Below are 17,365 nucleotides of genomic sequence, written 5' to 3' on the forward strand. Positions count from 1 at the left end.
TCAATTATTTAGACAAAGGCACAGCAGCAAGCCTGTATATAAGCAAAGTAAGAATCTTTCAACCAAGGGAAATCTAACTTCAGATTTCCCTTTTCCATTAAGATATCTTTGTTAAAGACTGCTGTTAGAAAAGAAAATGAACATGGAAAGATTATTCATGCAGCAGATAAAAATTTTACTAACGGAGATTCAGTAAAATTAGATTGGAACTATACTTTTGATATATTTTCTATAAAGTCTGGCAAATAAATTGCCGATATAAATGCTAGAAAAATGATTTGAGGTGGGTGTATAAGGATGAAAATAGAAAGCAGCAGCTTAGCAAGTAATACATACATGACTCCCAATTCTGGTGAATCAGCTATTAAAAGAAGCACAGAGGAAGGAAAGGCTGCAGAAAGTGTTCAGGCAAATTCACAGACTTTTCCTGGAGAAAAGCAACTGATTGACGCGATTGAGAAGGCCAATAATGACTTGAAAATGAGTAATACCAGTCTAAAATTTTCCATTCATGAACAGACAAAACAGATTCTTGTGAAAATCGTTGACAATGAAACGAAGGAAGTGTTACGGGAAATTCCTCCTGAGAAGATATTGGATATGGTAGCGGCAATGTTAGAAAGAGTAGGACTGTTTGTAGATAAAAAAGTGTAATAATTTCTATAGAAATCTATTCTAGACTATAGAAAAAAGGAGTTGAAAAAGAATGAGTAATTTACGGATTTCAGGGATTGCATCGGGTATAGACACAGAGACTATGGTGCGTGATCTAATGAAGGCTCAGAGAATGAAAGCTGATAAGTTTGGACAAAACAAGCAGCTATTGCTGTGGCGCCAGGAGCAATATAACAATGTCAATAAAGATTTTGCCAATTTTATACTGGATATACGAAAAGAACTAGGATTAACTCGGACTACAGCCTCCGGAGCGCTAGTATCCAGTGGAGTAGGCAGTATGTCGTGGGTAAAAAAGGCAACTTCTTCACAGGAAACGATTTTTACGGCGTCTGCAACTGCAGCTGCTCCGTCGGGAATCCATAGAATAAAAATACAGCAGCTGGCAGAGGGGGTTAGTATAGCTAGTCAACAAGCCGTATCTACAACTGCAGGAACACGGGCGACTACAGCTACGACATTAGGTCAATTAGGTGTTATAGGAAGTAGTCATGTTACTTTCCAGATTAACGACAATGGAACTCCTAAGGACATAAACGTTTCATTTGATGAAACTTTTACAATAGGAAAGCTTATTACAGAGATCAATAGAGCAGTCACTGGTGATACTGCGAAAACAGCCCTTGGTATTCAGGCAAGCTTTGACAATACAACAGGGCGGTTATTCCTATCTACGAAGGCTACTGGGGAAATGGCACAAATTAAAATTACTGAAGATGATGAGGGCCTTTTCACAGGAACCAACAATAAATTTAACCTGAATCGGCTTACGAGCACAGAACCCGAAGTATATGAACCGCTACTGACAACCACTTCAGCAATTCGTGGTTCAAATGCAAAAATTAGCTTCAATGGAGCGGACAATTTACAATATAGCTCCAATCAATTCACCATCAATGGTATTCAGATTGATCTTAAAAAACTTCCTACAGACACTACAGAAGAATTTACTATTCGAGTAGACACTGATGTGGATGGGGTCTACAATAAAATCAAAGCTTTTGTTGATAGATACAATGAATTGATTGAAAAAATGAATGGTAAAATCTCTGAAAAGAGAAATAGAAACTATCTACCCCTGACAAAAGAACAAAAAGAGGCTTTAAAAGAGGATGAGATCAAAAAATGGGAGGAGAAAGCCCAGAGCGGACTACTTGCTAACGATGAGGCAATCAGCAGAACCCTGCAAAGCATGAGAAGCGGATTGTATGAGAAAGTAAGCGGCAATAATATTTCTGCCAAATACAGCCATCTAACAAGCATTGGGATTACAACGAGTGAGTATAGAAGCAAGGGGAAATTGGAAATAGATGAAACAAAGCTGAAAAATGCCATCATGGATGATGTAGATGGTGTACTCAATCTATTATTTCAACCATATACGCCGGAAGATGGAGATAGCGCATTATCGGAAGCGGCTCTGGCTAAAAAAACAAGAGAGGGCACTGGTCTGCTAAACCGTCTGTTTGATGATATCATAGTGGGCATGAAGGGGATCATCACGAAAGCCGGAACAGGCAGCAATGCCGATCTTTATAGAAATGTGCGAAGCAATATTTTGATTGACTTTGTCACTGGGGCTTCTACTGGAAAGGGTTCCATCAGTTTTCTAGATGATGACATTTTTAAGATTGAAAAAACCATTGCCAATGAAGAAAGACGTTTAGCAAGTATTGAAGATTCCTATTGGAAAAAGTTTACTGCCATGGAGAAAGCATTACAGAATATGAATTCTCAAAGCTCATGGTTAGCACAGCAGTTAAGTAGCGGAAGATAAAGATAAGGGGAGAGAGAGATGGCTTTAAGTAATCCTTATAATGCATACAATCAATATAAGCAAAATAATATTATAACAGCACCTCCGGAAGAACTGACACTTATGCTCTATAATGGTACCATTAAATTTGCCAATCAAGCGATGCTGGCCATTGATGAGAAAAATGTACCAAAGGCCCATGAATTGATCCTTAGAACAGAAGCAATTATTGCAGAGCTTAATGCAACGCTAGATATGCAGTATGAACTGTCAAAAAATCTCAGAGCACTCTATGAATTTATTTCTGATCGCTTATTGCAAGCAAATATTTCTAAGGATAAGAAATACATTGAAGAAGCATTGGTCATCATCACAGAAATGCGCGACACCTGGAAAGAGGCTATGGTATTAGCCAAAAAGAAATAATGGAGAAAAACATGGATAGTAAAGGACGAATCGACCAATTAATCCAAATCTCAGGACAAAAACTCAATGCATTAGAAGATCTTCTAAATATAACCGTCATGCAAGGAAATAGCATTAAGACAGGAGATCTGGAAGAACTTTCTACGCTCATCGAAAAGAAGCAGGACCTAATCAATTTGATTAATGGGCTGGATGTACAATTCCTGGAGCATTATACTCATTTTAAAAAGATGCTGCATATCCAGTCCTTAGAAGAGATCAATGCAAGAGAGCATCCTACTGTGGCGGTTTTGCAGCAAAATGTAGGCAAGATTTTGGTGCTTTTAAAGCGCATTGAAGAGATAGACCGGCAAAATAATGTTCACCTGAGCAAGGATTTTGAGCAGGTAAAGGAAGAAATGAAGAAGATCAAGGCTGAGCAGCAGAGCAATAAAATTGCAGCCAGCTATACACGGAAATATGCCGATGTGCAAGGTGTGTTTATTGATAGTAAGGATAAGAGATAGCGGGTAGATAAACAAATTAAGGAACGACGAGGGCGTCGTTCCCTACGATAGCGGAGAATAGATTCTCCGCTATTTTAATACCCATCTGAGCGTCTTTATAGGGTATGTATTTAAATTATTTGAACATACTGACTACAAATCTAGGGGTATGGTATAATAAATATATAGTAGAGGGGATAGGACAAGTGCTTAAGGGGTTGTCAGTAGGAAAGTCCCGATGTATTTAATAAGGAGAGTTTTTATGGAAGATAAAGATATTCGTTGGATTCAAAGATTTAGTAATTATAAGAAAGCACTAAACCAGCTGGAAGAAGCAGTAGAATTGATGAAAATAAGAGACCTTTCAAGACTTGAGAAACAAGGCGTTATACAAGCATTTGAATATACCCATGAGTTAGCATGGAAGACTTTGAAAGATTTTCTTGAAAATAGAGGGAATACAGAATTATATGGTTCAAGAGATGTTGTTAGAGAAGCTTTCAAGCTAGGGATTATAGAAAATGGAGAAGCTTGGATGCAAATGATAAAAAGCCGAAATCTGACAAGTCACACCTATGACGAGGGTAGGGCAGATGGCATTATTATGCTCATAAATGACTTATATTTTGCTGAGTTTGAAAAATTAAAAATAAAGATGAATGGTTTTCAAGAAGAAGAAGGTAGAAAAATATGAAATATGGACTAAAAGACAGTATATTAGAAAATTTAGTCCATGTTTTTGCTAAATACCCTAAGATAGAGAAAGTTTTACTTTATGGTTCTAGAGCAAAAGGAAATTATAAAAATGGTTCTGATATAGATTTGACTTTAATTGGGGAAAATCTTGATCTGCAGGATTTGAATAAAGTCAGCTTAGATTTGGATGAATTATATTTACCTTATAGTTTTGATCTATCCATATTTGAAAATATAGAAAACGAGGAACTTATAGAGCATATTAGTAGAATAGGAGTTACAATATATGAAAGACCCGTAAGATGTTAGTATCTTCAAATATGTTGATAAATACGCAAAAATAGGGTATAATTATTGATGCATATATTTTAGGTCTGTGGTTGCAAGTCCAAGCCAGTCGCAGGCAAAGGGACCCACGTAAGGTAATTAAAAATGAGATTACTGAGCATGGTGCGGCTTAGGGGTAAGACCTGCCAGATTCTTGCTCAAAGAGATTTCCCTAGAAATCCTTGTTCAGGAAGACTGAGAGGGGCAGTAGTGATGGCGAACCCAGAGCGAACCTCCCAGCAGGCGGGTGTGGGGTCAAAGACCAGGTCAGCTAAAAATATATGTAAAAGCAAAATGGGAAACCTTGATAGACTGCTATCAAGGTTTTTACTTTTCTATCTTCACTGCAGTTTGAAAAAGCAGTAAAGTATGATAAAATATAAGTAAGCTTACCATAATTTACATATTGCGACAGATCAATATGATAAAATAGTTCTATAAATTATTGGGACAGTAAAAACTGACAGACATAATCTGCAAATAGTACATATGGAAAACGGCACACTTATCTAAAGGTAAGGTCGCAAAGCTATGGGTCTAAGGGATGCATTCCTATGATTGCCAAGCCGCCAAAGTATGCTTCATAATGCTGTGGAAAAGGACCAAGGCCTTTGTATATTTATATGTGCAGTGGGCCTTTTTTATTGTCTTTATATCAGGATTTATGAGGAGGGTTTCTTTTGAGGACAACAGTATTAGAGAATAAAAGAGAATACTTTCGCCTTGATCTGAAACCTCCGCTGTGCGCGTCCATGAGGATTGTTTTGATAGACGGACAGCCAAAGAAGACAGGAAGCACAAGTGTATGCATAGAAGATATTGGTGCAGGCGGCCTGCGGTTTATATCCCATTTAAAGTTTCCGGAGAGTAGAAGGATTATTCTTGAATTTGATTCAAGAATATGTGGACAATATTATAAATTTTGGGGTTCAGTGGTTCGGGCTGAGAAGAAAGAAGAGGGAATCTGGGAATATGCCATAGCGTTTTATGTAGATGAACCTACCCGTTCTAAGTACATAACGTTGTTTAATCAGCTGGCAGTAAAGCTATACAAATTTAAACAGTGGGGCAGTTGTGATATTTGTCCTAAGGAAGAGCCGATGGAATGTCTTCGCAGCAGGTGTTAGTAAAAAATCAGGAGAAATTTCCTGGCATATTTCCCTATGAATAAACATATACATAATAGGTTGTAAAAAAAAGCTGTCATATCAACATTAAAGAGGTATTGCACAAAATTTGTAGAAAAATGTATAAAAAATGGTTTTCATTCATTGCAAATTATTACACTTAACGTCAAAAAATACTTGTCCACTAACTATTCACATTGTTTTCCACATAAAAAAAGATTGAAAAAACAAGTTATCAACAAAACTGTCCACATTATCCACAAAAAATGTGGACACATAGCCACAATCTGTGGATAAACTGTATAAATGAAACTTATTACAAAGGATTCATGAAAATCATGAAATGGAGAGAAGCAAAATTTGTTGGTGGATAAAAAATATACAATTTCTCTGTGCATGTTTCTGTAGAATTCATAGAAAAGCACTGTAAAAGTATTAAAAATTAACGGATAATCCTATAAATAAAACATAGGCGTCAACTTAACCCATAATTTGTCATCCTGAGCGGAGTAAAACGGAGTCGAAGGATCTTTAAGCTAGATGATATATTCTCATAATCAAAAGTAATCTTGCTTATGTTCTATAAGATTCTTCGCTAACGCTCAGAATGACATGCTTCTAAGGTTTATTTGGAAATAATTGGATTACATTGACGCCTATGATAAATAAAAAAACTTAAGATAGGTTGTTGAAAAAGATAATCCACAGGAATTTCATTTTTTGACAAATGATGATGGAAAAAAGTAATACAACCTGTTTTATAAAAGAACTGGTGGGTAAAATAATAGATATAGTACTTGTCCAAAACAAAAATTTTTTATTAGGAGGAGCAGGAAAGAATTGTGAATTGTTGAATAATAATAGAAATAAAAAGTGAATATGGAATAAATTCTCAAAAATTTGATAAACTTTGAGTTAAGGAGACTTAACTCATTGATTTATAGATATGTTGGAAGGAGCTGAAGTATATGAAGATTAAGGTAAGTGGAAGAAATCTAGAGGTTACAGATGCTTTACGGGACACAGTCATAGCAAAACTAGAAAGGTTTGGAAAATACTTCAAGGAGGATACAGAGGCTCAGGCAACTTTAAGTGTTGAGAAAAATCGTCAGATTTTAGAGGTGACTATTCCGATCAACGGATCATTATTGAGGGTAGAGGAAGCAACCGATGACATGTATGCTTCTGTAGATCGAGTGGTAGACAAGTTGAATCGTCAAATCGAGAAGCATAAAACAAAGCTGGAAAAGAGATATAGAGGGCATGATACCATTCGCTTTGAGAATATACCCGATGTGGAACCCACAGAAAGAAACGAAGCCCGCATCGTTAAAACAAAAAGATTTGCAGTAAAACCAATGGATGCAGAAGAAGCCGTATTGCAAATGGAGCTCATTGGCCATAACTTCTTCGTATTCACCAACGCAGAAACAGATGATATCAATGTGGTATATAAGCGAAAGGATGGACAATACGGTTTAATCGAACCGACCTTTTAAATAGAGTAAATGGAGGCAGCGAAAGCTGCCTTTAATTTTTTTTTTGCAGTCCCTGTTTCTTTTAATAAAAATTATGTCGATTAATGAGGAATATTTTAACATGAAAAATGAAGGAATTATCATTTTCTGGTCGAATTAACTTTAATATATGTAAAAATCAACATGAATAGGTTCAGATAGAGGAGTATGTTATGGAAAATAATGAAATGATACAGATGCATTTAAACATGGAGGAAATTATCAATCAAATGCCATCGGTAATCTCCTCAAAGGTTGTTATGAATGAAAGTGAAGAAATAGAAGAAATCCATGTATTGGCTTCTAACAATAGAAGTCCAAAGCAAATTTCCCGGGATATTCAATCTGCCTTGACAGCAAAGTTTCAATGCAAAATCGACCATAAGAAGATCAGTGTGGCACAGATCGACTTTCGAGATGAAAAGGAGCAGTTAGGCCGCTTTAGAATTGCGGCCATTGGATATGCCGTTTTAGGAAATATGGCAGAAGTAAAAGTGACACTGCAAAAAGGAGAGCAGCAGGTAGAAGGCGTGGCCAAAGGGACAAATTCAAAAAACAATGTCTATCGGCTGACTGCTAATGCAACGCTAAATTGTGTGCATGAATTGTTTGCGATTGACGATACCTTTATTATAGAAGATATTGAGAAGATTCAGCTTGCGAAGCGGGAGGTCATTATATCAGCTGTCAGCTTTATCACAGGGCATGGGGAAGAGATGCTGGTAGGTTCTGCCGTTGTGCGTAAGGATGAATATGAAGCCATTGTAAAGGCTACATTGGATGCAATCAACCGAAAGATTGTAAGATTTATTGATTAAGTGAATATTTTAGGTCGGCAAAATCATTCTTTATAGCGAAGCGATATAGCCTGTGAACATTAGCGAAGCAGCAGAGCCTATATATAAGGGGGCTATATCAGTGAAAAGATTAATGGTTTTATTCATGAGCTTGTTATCATTAGTTTTAGCAGGCGGAGCAAGTTTCAGCTGGAAATAATAGTTAGCCGACCTAAAATACTATATAAGGGGATATAAAAATGAAGGGTATGTCTACAAAACTAAAAGCTTATACTCTTTTTATAATTAGTCTAGGAATGATGTCGATTTTTTTAGGGCTAATAAATATTAGTGCTGACATAATGCCTAGCTTGGCATTTTTTGCAACCCTAGGTATAATTGCTGAATCTCTAAATATAAGGATTAGAGGTTCTGCAGCTGTTTCTGTAAGTTTCACAATTGGGTTGAGTGCAGTACTAATTTATCAATCATACTTAGCTTCAATTATTGGGTTTATGTCCATGTTTTTTTGTATTGAAAGTGTTAATGGGGAAATAGTACATATTTTAAATACTTCAAAATACAAAAGACTATTTAATGGGTGTGCCTATGCACTTTCTTTAGCTGTAGCGAGTATATCCTATAGATTTTTTAAGATCGATGTTCTTTATATGAATTTTTTAGGACTTAATATTGTTAGTATCATTGCGTGTGTAATTGCATATCTGGTAACAAATTCTTTGATTTTTATGGGGCTAATGGCACTCTTAGAGAAAAAAAAGTTTAGACAGGTTTTTTCTGATAATAAGTGGGCTATGCTAAATATATTAGCTCTTTCGCCTTTAGGAACAATAATTGCAGCCTCTTACCAAAACTATGGATGGTTTGCAGTAATACTCTTCTTTGGTCCACTGCTGATTGCCCGCTACTCCTTCAAGCTTTATATGGACATGCGCCATGTATATTTCGAAACCATCAAAGCCCTTTCCAGCGCTATGGAGGCCAAGGATCAATATACCAACGGACATTCCTACCGGGTGGCAGACTATGCGGTAGGGATTGCAGAACAAATGGGGTTGAAAGCTGATGTTATTGATAAGCTTCGCACCGCTGCCATACTCCATGATATCGGCAAGATAGGCATCGCCGACTCTATTCTCAATAAAAGCGGACAGCTGGAAAACAATGAATACTTAGAAATACAGAAGCACCCAGAGATAGGAGCAAAAATATTATCAGAGGTAGATTTCCTCGCAGAGGTGGCCCATATCATCAAGCATCATCATGAGCGATATGATGGTAAGGGATATCCGGACAAGCTGGAAGGCCCTCAGATATCTATAGAATCCTGCATTCTGGCCGTAGCTGACGCCTATGATGCCATGACCTCTGACCGGCCCTACCGCCGTGCCATGAGTCAGCAAACTGCTATGAATATCGTGCTGGAGCAAGTGGGAAAGCAGTTCAATCCTGTAGTGGTCAAATCCTTTATAGATTACCTCAATGCACAGCCAAAGGAGCACATTGCCCATGTTAGTTGAAACCCTAGGTACAGCTGTGGCAGTAGGAAAACTAAGAGGCGGAAAAGTGCTTAATCTTTCAGAGATATCCATCAAGTATTGGGAATGGATGGTGGCATCCGGACTTATTGAAGGCATTGCTGCATATATTCGCAAAGCAGAGATTGAGCCAATCTGGCCGCTTGTGGATCAGCATATTTTTTTGATCCATTTGCTGACCTACAGTCTGTTATTCTGTACCATTTTAGTCAACCGTAAAGAAAAAGGCTTTGTATGGATTTTGCTGGGTGTATTCTTAAATTTTCTGGTGATTATGGCAAACGGGGGAAGGATGCCTGTAGATACTAGCAATATCAACCAGGAGCTTTACCCGGCAACCATAGCTCTTCTGGAAAACGGTAAGGATCTTACCCATGGTCTTATGACGGAGCATACGAGATTGAAATTCTTAGGAGACATTATCCATTTGCAAAAGCCCTATCCCCTGCCAAAGAGTCTGAGCATTGGAGATCTATGGATGATGCTGGGAATTTTTATCTTCATACAGGATAAAATGGTGGTAAGTTCAGGAAGGGAAAATAGTCAAATCCACTAAATACAAGGCATGCCCAACACCTCTATGCTGATTAGAGGTGTTTTTTAGTTTTTTTTTTAAATTATTATTACAACTTGTCAAAAATAAAGGAAAAAAAGATGTTACAATAGAAGTAGTATCAGTATGGCTATAAAGAAAAATCAGCAATAAGGAGGCGTGGCATTTGTTTATTGAGGGTGGAATCATTGGACTGATTCTTGGTAAAGTACGGGGTGGCAGGTTTTCCAATTTCTCTTATTTGTCTATTCGTGCTTGGCCTTTGATTTTTCTGGCATTTTTCGTTCAAATTTCTCCGGCATTTACCGATAAGATTTCTGTTTTAGCAGGGTTTCAGTTCTATGCCTATGGTATATCTGTAGGTTTGATTATCCTGCTGCTGTTATTAAACCTGGATAAGCGTGGTCTTAAAATCATGCTGGTGGGTCTCTTGCTTAACCTTGCAGCAATTTATTTCAATACCTGGAAAATGCCTGTTTCCATGGAGGGACTCCAACTGGCAGGCTTACAGCCTATGCTTGAGGCTATCCAGAGTGGAAAGATTGCAAACTACATGCCGTTAGAGAATATTCACCATTGGTCTAAATACCTGGCTAAGTTTATTGTAATCCCTAAGCCCTATCCACTGGCAAAGGTAGTTAGCGTTGGAGATCTTTTCATTACCTTGGGACTAATCCTGTTCATACAGGGAGAAATGACAAAAAACTATTTGCATTCCAGAAGCAGAATGATAAAATTTGGATATAAAGGAACAATATAAGGAAGAGAAGAACATCTTCCTTTTTCCTTTTCAGTAGAAAAGGGTTATGTTAAAATGTAAATTGGGGTAAGATTCAGATTTTTAGAGGAGTGAAAAAAATGAGCTTTTTAGAAAAAATATTTGGCAGCTTAAACGACAGAGAGGTAAAAAAGCTTTTTAAGACTGTCCATCAGATTGAGGCACTTGAACCGGAGATTGCGAAATTAAGTGATATAGATTTACGGAATAAGACCTTATATTTCAAAGAACAGTTAAACGCAGGAAAAACACTGGATGATATTCTGCCTGAGGCCTTTGCAGTAGTGAGAGAAGCATCTTGGAGAACTTTGGGTATGAAGCATTTCCCTGTACAGATGCTTGGTGGTATTGTGCTCCACCAGGGCCGTATTGCAGAGATGAAAACCGGTGAAGGAAAAACCTTAGTTGCAACCCTTCCGGTGTATTTAAATGCTCTGGAAGGAAAAGGGGTTCATGTGGTTACGGTCAACGATTATCTGGCAAAACGTGATAAGGATTGGATGGGAAAAATCTATCAATTCTTAGGCCTTAGTGTGGGCTGCATTATCCATGGATTGAATAATCAGGAGCGTCAAGCCGCCTATAATTGTGACATCACCTATGGAACCAACAATGAATTTGGCTTTGATTATCTGCGGGACAACATGGTGATTTACCGGGAAGAAATGGTACAAAGAGATCTCAATTTCGCCATTGTGGACGAGGTGGACAGCATTTTGGTAGACGAAGCGAGGACACCGCTGATTATATCAGGGGCTGGAGAGAAATCAACGAAGCTGTACTTCATCGCAGATCAGTTTGTAAAGACACTGAAGAAGGAAATAGATTTCACTGTTGACGAAAAGGCCCATACCGTAGTACTGACTGACTCGGGGGATGAGAAGGCGGAGAAATATTTTGGCATCGAAAACCTTGGAGATCCGGAAAATATGGAGATTTCTCACCATATCAACCAGGCCTTAAAAGCCCATCTGCTGATGAAGCTAGATAAGGATTATGTGGTGAAAGACGGGGAAATCATCATCGTAGACGAATTCACCGGCCGTTTGATGTTTGGCCGACGCTATAGCGACGGACTGCATCAGGCCATTGAGGTAAAGGAAGGGCTGGAGGTACAGCGGGAATCCAAAACCCTGGCTACCATCACCCTGCAAAACTATTTTAGGATGTACCGAAAGCTTGCAGGAATGACCGGTACAGCAAAGACAGAGGAAGATGAGTTTAAACATATCTATAATATGGATGTTGTGGTGATTCCCACCAATAGAGAAATTCAGAGAAAAGATCTGCCTGATGCTGTCTATAAGACGGAAGAGGGCAAGTTCAGAGCCGTAGTCAATCAGATTGCTGAAAAGCATAAAACCGGGCAGCCGGTCCTGGTGGGTACCATATCCATCGAGCGGTCAGAGATTCTGAGTACCCTGTTGAAACGCAAAGGTATACCTCACGAGGTATTAAATGCCAAGCATCACGAGCGGGAGGCAGAGATCGTGGCCCAGGCTGGACATCTAGGTTCTGTTACTATTGCTACCAATATGGCAGGTCGTGGTACCGACATTGTGTTGGGCGGAAATGCCGAATTTATGGCCATCAAGGAAATGCGCAAGAGAGGCTATGGAGAACATATCCTTTCCATGGTAACCAGTTATGCCCCAACCACAGATCAGGAACTGATTGAGGCACGGGAAATATACCAGCAGATTTATAAAGAGATCAAGAAGAATACCGACGCGGAGCATGAGAAGGTAGTGGCTGCAGGAGGGCTTCATATTATTGGTACGGAAAGACATGAGTCACGCCGGATTGACAACCAGCTGCGAGGTCGTGCGGGACGTCAGGGAGACCCGGGTTCTTCACAATTCTTCATTTCCTTGGAAGATGATCTAATGAGACTTTTCGGCAGCGATAAGATCAAGGGTGTGGTAGAAAAGCTAGGGATGGATGATGACGAGGCCATTGAAGCCAGTCTGTTAAGCAAATCCATTGAGACTGCACAGAAGCGGGTAGAGGGAAGAAACTTCTCCATCCGAAAGCATGTATTGCAGTATGATGATGTAATGAACAAGCAAAGAGAGGTTATTTATAAGGAAAGAAGAAGAGTCTTGGAAGGGGAAAACTTGCGGGAGCATGTGATGAACATGCTGGAAAACATGGTAGAGGGCGTAGTGGAGATCTATACCGCGGAAGCCAAGTATCCGGAAGAGTGGGACTTGAAAGGTCTTGAAGATTATCTGCATACCATTTTCATGCCAAAGGGCAGTTTAGTGTTTGAAGATATTGAAAGCTTAACGAAGGAAGATTTAAAGGATAAAATAATGGAAATCGCAGAAGCTGCCTACAGTCATAAGGAGGAAGAGGTAGGAGAGGACCGCATGCGGGAGCTGGAGCGTGTGATGCTGCTGCGGGTGGTAGATACCAAGTGGATGGATCATATCGATGCTATGGATCAGCTCCGTCAGGGAATCGGCCTCAGAGCTTATGGACAGGAAGACCCGGTTCGGGCATACCAGGTTGAAGGCTTTGATATGTTTGATGCGATGATCAAGAGTATTCAAGAGGATACATTAAAATACCTGTTCAATGTAACGGTGGAGACCCAAACCCAAAGAAAACAGGTAGTGGAAGTAACCGGCACCAGCGGAGGCGACGGCGCAGTAGAGAGAAAGCCTATGGTCAAGGAAAGCGCCATCGGTCGAAACGATCCTTGTCCATGTGGCAGCGGCAAGAAGTACAAGAAGTGTTGTGGGGCGAAGTAGCGTGTTGAAGGAGAAAGGTTGAATGAGAAAGGTTGTTGGGGAGGATTTTTAGGGTCTAAAACTAAGATAATGACTCGAAAACATTCAACATTCAACCTACAACATTCAACATTATGATGAAGGAAGTGAAAGCGTGATTCAATTAGAACAGTTAAAATATACCTTGAATTCTTTTGAAGAAACCTTGCAGGAATTGAGGGCTTCTCTTTGACATTGAAAGGCTGAAAAATCAGATTGAGGAATTAGACGCCAAGACTGTGGATACAGGCTTTTGGGATGATCCTCAGCAGGCGCAAAAGATTCTGCAGCAGGCAAAGTTTTTGAAGGATCAGGTTAAGAAGTACGAAGATTTATATCTAAGCTGGGAAGAACTGCAGCTGCTGCTGGATATGGCTTTGGAGGAAGAGGATTTATCCCTAGAGAAAGAGATTGTCAGCGGGGTAGAAAAACTGGGACAGGAAATAGAGGACCTGCGGGTGGCTACCCTGTTGTCCGGTGAATATGATCACAGCAATGCCATTCTATCGATCCATGCCGGTGCAGGGGGACTGGATGCCCAGGACTGGGCAGAAATGCTGCTGCGTATGTATACCCGATGGGCTGAGACGAAGGGCTACCGGGTGAAAACATTGGACTTGCTGACGGACACCGAGGCAGGGATCAAAAGTGTTACCCTATTAATCGAAGGGGAGAATGCCTATGGATACATGAAGAGTGAAAAGGGTGTACACCGGATTGTCCGAATTTCGCCCTTTGATCCTTCTGGGAAGCGGCATACCTCCTTTGCTTCTGTAGATGTGATGCCGGACATTGACGATAGCATTGAGATTCATATTAATCCAAGTGATTTGAAGGTGGACACCTATCGGGCCAGTGGTGCCGGAGGACAGCATGTCAATAAGACGGAGTCGGCCATAAGGATTACCCATTTGCCGACGGGGATTATTGTACAGTGCCAAAATGAACGCTCTCAGCACAGCAATCGTGACACGGCCATGAAAATGCTAAAGGCCAAGCTAATCGAGCTAAAGGAGAGGGAGCAAAAGGATAAAATCGAAGATTTGAAGGGCGACTATAGTCAGATTGCCTGGGGCAGTCAGATTCGATCCTATGTTTTCCATCCTTATAATCTGGTGAAAGATCACCGGACCAATGCGGAGATAGGAAACATACAGGCTGTGATGGACGGAAATATAGACCTATTTATCCATGAATATTTAAAAGCGCGCTAGTATAAGGGCAGGAGATAAGGTTTCTCTGCCTTTTCTTTTTGGGTTTCCATAAAGAAGAGGAAAAACCAAGAGGAAAAGGAGAATTTTTGTCGAATATAGAAAGCTGATGATTCTAAAAGATACTGGTTAAATGGGGAAGGAGTGGAAGGATGCGAAATAAATATAAGCTTAAGCTTAAAAAACATGCAATAGGTACAGGCATGGAAGTAAAGACAAAAATGAGTTTCCAGTTAGCATCTGTGATTGTATTGATCATTGCGGTGACTGTCACTGCAATAGGCATAATTAATTATTCTAATGACATCAGCAAAATGGTAAGCAACCGAATGGAAGGAAATGCTTCCATGGCAAAGGTAGTTGCACAGCAGGTAGACCTATATGTAACAGGATCTATTGACACCATGAAAACAGTGGTAAATACGTTGGATTTTTCAAATATGGATAAATACGAAAAAAATATATCACTTGCCAAGGTAACGGCGAAAAATATGCAGTTTAAGGCCATTTACATAACAGATCTGGAAGGCAATGTAACGGCTACCACCAACAACCGGAGAGACGAGGGGAAAAATTATAAGGGTACCCAGTGGTTTCAGGCAGCAGCTAAAGGACAGACCTACATATCGGAAGCCTTTATAGATGAGGATTCAAAAATGCCCATTATCATTTTAGCTGTACCCGTAGAGGGTACCATCTCCGGTCAAACCGGTGTAATGGCTGTGGATCTCCGCCTGGACCGTCTTTTTTATCTTACCAGGGATATGAAGATTGGAGAAACAGGTTTTAGTTATATTGTAGACAGGGCAGGAAATATTATTGCCCATCCGGATTTTCAAGCAAAGGTATTGCAAAAGTTCAATGCAGTTGAAAAGGGAATCCTTGCAGCGCAAAAGGTTACAAAGGGTGAAAGCGGTGTGGAAGTTTATGAGGACACAGAAGGCCGGAAAGTAATCGGAGGCTACAGCCTTGTGACGACTACAGGCTGGGGAGTGATTGTAGAACAGCAATATGCAGAGATTACCCAGCAGAGTAAAGCCTCGTTGATCCGTACTTTCACTATTTCTTTATTCTTTATTTTATTAGGATTAGTGATTAGCTACTATTTTGCCAGATTCTTTACAAAACCTATTTTAGACATGCTGAAGGTGGTTAACCGCATTAAGGATGGAGACCTGACAGAACGTATTAAAATAAACGCAAGTAATGAGGTTGGAATACTGCAGAGAGCTTTTAATGATATGGCGGATAATTTAGCCAGTCTCATTAGGGATGTGGAGCAGGTAACGATGAAAATCCAATCCTCCACAGGAAATCTGGAAAACAACGCCCAACTGACAGCAGAAGCCGTTGCGGAAATCGCCACGGTAATCGATGAGGTAGCAGCAGGCTCCGGCAAACAGATAACCAGTGTAGTAGAGACTACAGAGGTAGTAGGCCAGATGGTAGCCAGCGTAAAAAATGTTACGGAAAACTCTATGGAGATACTGAAATCTTCCAGTCAAGCCTCCTCCTTAGCAAAACGAGGCGTTGAAAATATCGAACAGATCAACCGAACCATGATTTCTATAGACGAAACCGTAGGTGAATCTGCAGCCCTTATCAAGGAGTTGACGGTACATACAAGACAGATCGGAGATATTGTACAACTCATTAAGCAAATTTCCGATCAGACCAATCTGCTGGCACTGAATGCTGCTATCGAGGCAGCAAGGGCAGGAGAACATGGCAGGGGTTTCTCTGTCGTTGCTGATGAAGTAAGGAAATTGGCGGAACAATCATCCAATGCCTCCGGAGGTATTGTGGCACTGATCCATAAAATACAATCGGAGACCGATAAGGTTGTAAAAACCATGGAATGCAGTTTAGCAGGCGTACGTAATGGGACACAGGTAGTTAGCAGTACTACACAGTCCTTCTATGAAATCATTGAAGAGACACAAAAGGTAGCCAGTGAGGTAGAGGCTTTTACTGGGGTTGTACAGGAATTGACGGCGGGGATGGATCTTGTAGAACAGGCCATCCACGAGGTGAGCCAGATTTCAGAGGCCACTGCTGCAGGTACCCAGTCGATTTTAGCCAGTACGGAGGAACAGGATACAGCGGTTCGCAGTATTCATGAGTCTGCTATAGAATTAACCGGCATGGTAGATGCATTGGAAAAGGTAATGGGACGCTTTAAGACCGATAATCGGTTGAAGAATCTGGAGTGCCGGGAAGAGAAAGTCATAGAGGCAGTTGGGGAAGATGTTGTTTCCTGCGAGGAAGATAAGCCGGATGAGTTTTCAGATGAAGAGGAAAAGGATCAAACAAATGAAATTTCCGATAGGGAACAGGAGGAAGAACTCCTTGAGATATCAAGAGAGATGGAGGAACTTGATCCGGAGGATGATGGGGAAGAGTTTACATTAGAGGATGAAGGGGCGCCTGCTGTGGAAGATGTCATTTCAGAAGAGGATTCAGCAGACTCGGAAGAGGGAGAAGCTGAGACGATAGAAGAAGACGCAGAAAAATTACAGGAATAAATTGAATGAGCCGGGGTAAAACCCGGCTGTCCTATTTATGTCTAGGAAATTATGGTTTTAAATTTCCTAGACATGGGGAGTGCAGAGGGGATTCCCCTCGCCGGTTTCAGGGGGGTGCTCAGACTGCGATAGCAGTCGTCGAAGGGGACCTAGGGTCCCATAGCGAAAACAAATTGACGA

General features: G+C 40.2%; 15 protein-coding genes and 1 riboswitch. All 15 genes read left to right on the forward strand.

From position 1 onward, the window contains the following. The first annotated feature begins 297 nt into the window (after positions 1-297). Entirely contained in the window at positions 298-654 is a 357-nt protein-coding gene (locus BUB56_RS01310; RefSeq protein WP_110939574.1) for a flagellar protein FlaG, read from the forward strand. Positions 655-706: 52 nt separating this feature from the next. Continuing rightward, positions 707-2,452, forward strand: coding sequence for a flagellar filament capping protein FliD (gene fliD, locus BUB56_RS01315; RefSeq protein WP_110939575.1), 1,746 nt, complete (start codon positions 707-709; stop codon positions 2,450-2,452). Positions 2,453-2,470: 18 nt separating this feature from the next. Then, complete coding sequence (fliS, locus tag BUB56_RS01320) at positions 2,471-2,857, forward strand: flagellar export chaperone FliS (RefSeq protein WP_110939576.1); 387 nt, start codon at positions 2,471-2,473, stop codon at positions 2,855-2,857. Between the two features lie 11 nt (positions 2,858-2,868). Further along, positions 2,869-3,363 (forward strand): flagellar export chaperone FlgN, encoded by a 495-nt coding sequence (gene flgN, locus BUB56_RS01325; protein ID WP_190014033.1) that lies wholly within the window; start codon positions 2,869-2,871, stop codon positions 3,361-3,363. Positions 3,364-3,604: 241 nt separating this feature from the next. After that, entirely contained in the window at positions 3,605-4,036 is a 432-nt protein-coding gene (locus BUB56_RS01330; RefSeq protein ID WP_110939578.1) for a nucleotidyltransferase substrate binding protein, read from the forward strand. Then, entirely contained in the window at positions 4,033-4,347 is a 315-nt protein-coding gene (locus BUB56_RS01335; RefSeq protein ID WP_110939579.1) for a nucleotidyltransferase domain-containing protein, read from the forward strand. Before BUB56_RS01330 ends, BUB56_RS01335 begins: the two co-directional genes overlap by 4 nt. Before the next feature lie 506 nt (positions 4,348-4,853). Beyond that, positions 4,854-4,939, forward strand: a riboswitch (cyclic di-GMP riboswitch). 106 nt (positions 4,940-5,045) lie between these two features. After that, on the forward strand, positions 5,046-5,492 hold the full coding sequence (locus BUB56_RS01345) for a PilZ domain-containing protein (protein WP_110939581.1): 447 nt from the start codon (positions 5,046-5,048) through the stop codon (positions 5,490-5,492). A 968-nt stretch (positions 5,493-6,460) separates the two neighbouring features. Further along, positions 6,461-6,991 carry a ribosome hibernation-promoting factor, HPF/YfiA family gene (hpf, locus tag BUB56_RS01350; RefSeq protein WP_110939582.1) on the forward strand — a complete coding sequence of 177 codons (531 nt, stop codon included), beginning with the start codon at positions 6,461-6,463 and terminating at the stop codon, positions 6,989-6,991. A gap of 191 nt (positions 6,992-7,182) precedes the next feature. Continuing rightward, positions 7,183-7,827 (forward strand): hypothetical protein, encoded by a 645-nt coding sequence (locus tag BUB56_RS01355; RefSeq protein ID WP_110939583.1) that lies wholly within the window; start codon positions 7,183-7,185, stop codon positions 7,825-7,827. Positions 7,828-8,456: 629 nt separating this feature from the next. Beyond that, a complete protein-coding gene (locus BUB56_RS01360; protein ID WP_190014035.1) occupies positions 8,457-9,326 on the forward strand; it encodes an HD-GYP domain-containing protein in 870 nt (289 codons plus the stop codon). Then, positions 9,316-9,900 carry a DUF5317 domain-containing protein gene (locus tag BUB56_RS01365; RefSeq protein WP_110939585.1) on the forward strand — a complete coding sequence of 195 codons (585 nt, stop codon included), beginning with the start codon at positions 9,316-9,318 and terminating at the stop codon, positions 9,898-9,900. Before BUB56_RS01360 ends, BUB56_RS01365 begins: the two co-directional genes overlap by 11 nt. A gap of 163 nt (positions 9,901-10,063) precedes the next feature. After that, positions 10,064-10,657, forward strand: coding sequence for a DUF5317 domain-containing protein (locus BUB56_RS01370; RefSeq protein WP_110939586.1), 594 nt, complete (start codon positions 10,064-10,066; stop codon positions 10,655-10,657). Between the two features lie 98 nt (positions 10,658-10,755). Beyond that, a complete protein-coding gene (secA, locus tag BUB56_RS01375; protein WP_110939587.1) occupies positions 10,756-13,431 on the forward strand; it encodes a preprotein translocase subunit SecA in 2,676 nt (891 codons plus the stop codon). A 133-nt stretch (positions 13,432-13,564) separates the two neighbouring features. Then, positions 13,565-14,663, forward strand: a protein-coding gene (prfB, locus tag BUB56_RS01380; RefSeq protein WP_190014038.1) for a peptide chain release factor 2 whose coding sequence is annotated in 2 segments (ribosomal slippage) — positions 13,565-13,639 and positions 13,641-14,663 — 1,098 coding nt in all. Because the reading frame shifts where the segments join, the coding sequence is not laid out codon by codon here. 149 nt (positions 14,664-14,812) lie between these two features. Further along, positions 14,813-17,185: a methyl-accepting chemotaxis protein gene (locus BUB56_RS01385; RefSeq protein WP_110939589.1), complete on the forward strand. Its 2,373-nt coding sequence runs from the start codon at positions 14,813-14,815 to the stop codon at positions 17,183-17,185. The last annotated feature ends 180 nt before the right edge of the window (positions 17,186-17,365 follow it).

Origin of the sequence: Geosporobacter subterraneus DSM 17957 (genome assembly GCF_900142145.1) — a bacterium.
GTDB lineage: Bacteria > Bacillota > Clostridia > Peptostreptococcales > Thermotaleaceae > Geosporobacter > Geosporobacter subterraneus.

Excerpts from the sequence above, each read along its gene's own strand:
- BUB56_RS01310 (WP_110939574.1), top strand. The coding sequence starts at position 298 with ATGAAAATAGAAAGCAGCAGCTTAGCAAGTAATACATACATGACTCCC.
- fliD (WP_110939575.1), top strand. The coding sequence starts at position 707 with ATGAGTAATTTACGGATTTCAGGGATTGCATCGGGTATAGACACAGAG.
- fliS (WP_110939576.1), top strand. The coding sequence starts at position 2,471 with ATGGCTTTAAGTAATCCTTATAATGCATACAATCAATATAAGCAAAAT.
- flgN (WP_190014033.1), top strand. The coding sequence starts at position 2,869 with ATGGATAGTAAAGGACGAATCGACCAATTAATCCAAATCTCAGGACAA.
- BUB56_RS01330 (WP_110939578.1), top strand. The coding sequence starts at position 3,605 with ATGGAAGATAAAGATATTCGTTGGATTCAAAGATTTAGTAATTATAAG.
- BUB56_RS01335 (WP_110939579.1), top strand. The coding sequence starts at position 4,033 with ATGAAATATGGACTAAAAGACAGTATATTAGAAAATTTAGTCCATGTT.
- hpf (WP_110939582.1), top strand. The coding sequence starts at position 6,461 with ATGAAGATTAAGGTAAGTGGAAGAAATCTAGAGGTTACAGATGCTTTA.
- BUB56_RS01355 (WP_110939583.1), top strand. The coding sequence starts at position 7,183 with ATGGAAAATAATGAAATGATACAGATGCATTTAAACATGGAGGAAATT.
- BUB56_RS01360 (WP_190014035.1), top strand. The coding sequence starts at position 8,457 with ATGAATTTTTTAGGACTTAATATTGTTAGTATCATTGCGTGTGTAATT.
- BUB56_RS01365 (WP_110939585.1), top strand. The coding sequence starts at position 9,316 with ATGTTAGTTGAAACCCTAGGTACAGCTGTGGCAGTAGGAAAACTAAGA.
- secA (WP_110939587.1), top strand. The coding sequence starts at position 10,756 with ATGAGCTTTTTAGAAAAAATATTTGGCAGCTTAAACGACAGAGAGGTA.
- BUB56_RS01385 (WP_110939589.1), top strand. The coding sequence starts at position 14,813 with ATGCGAAATAAATATAAGCTTAAGCTTAAAAAACATGCAATAGGTACA.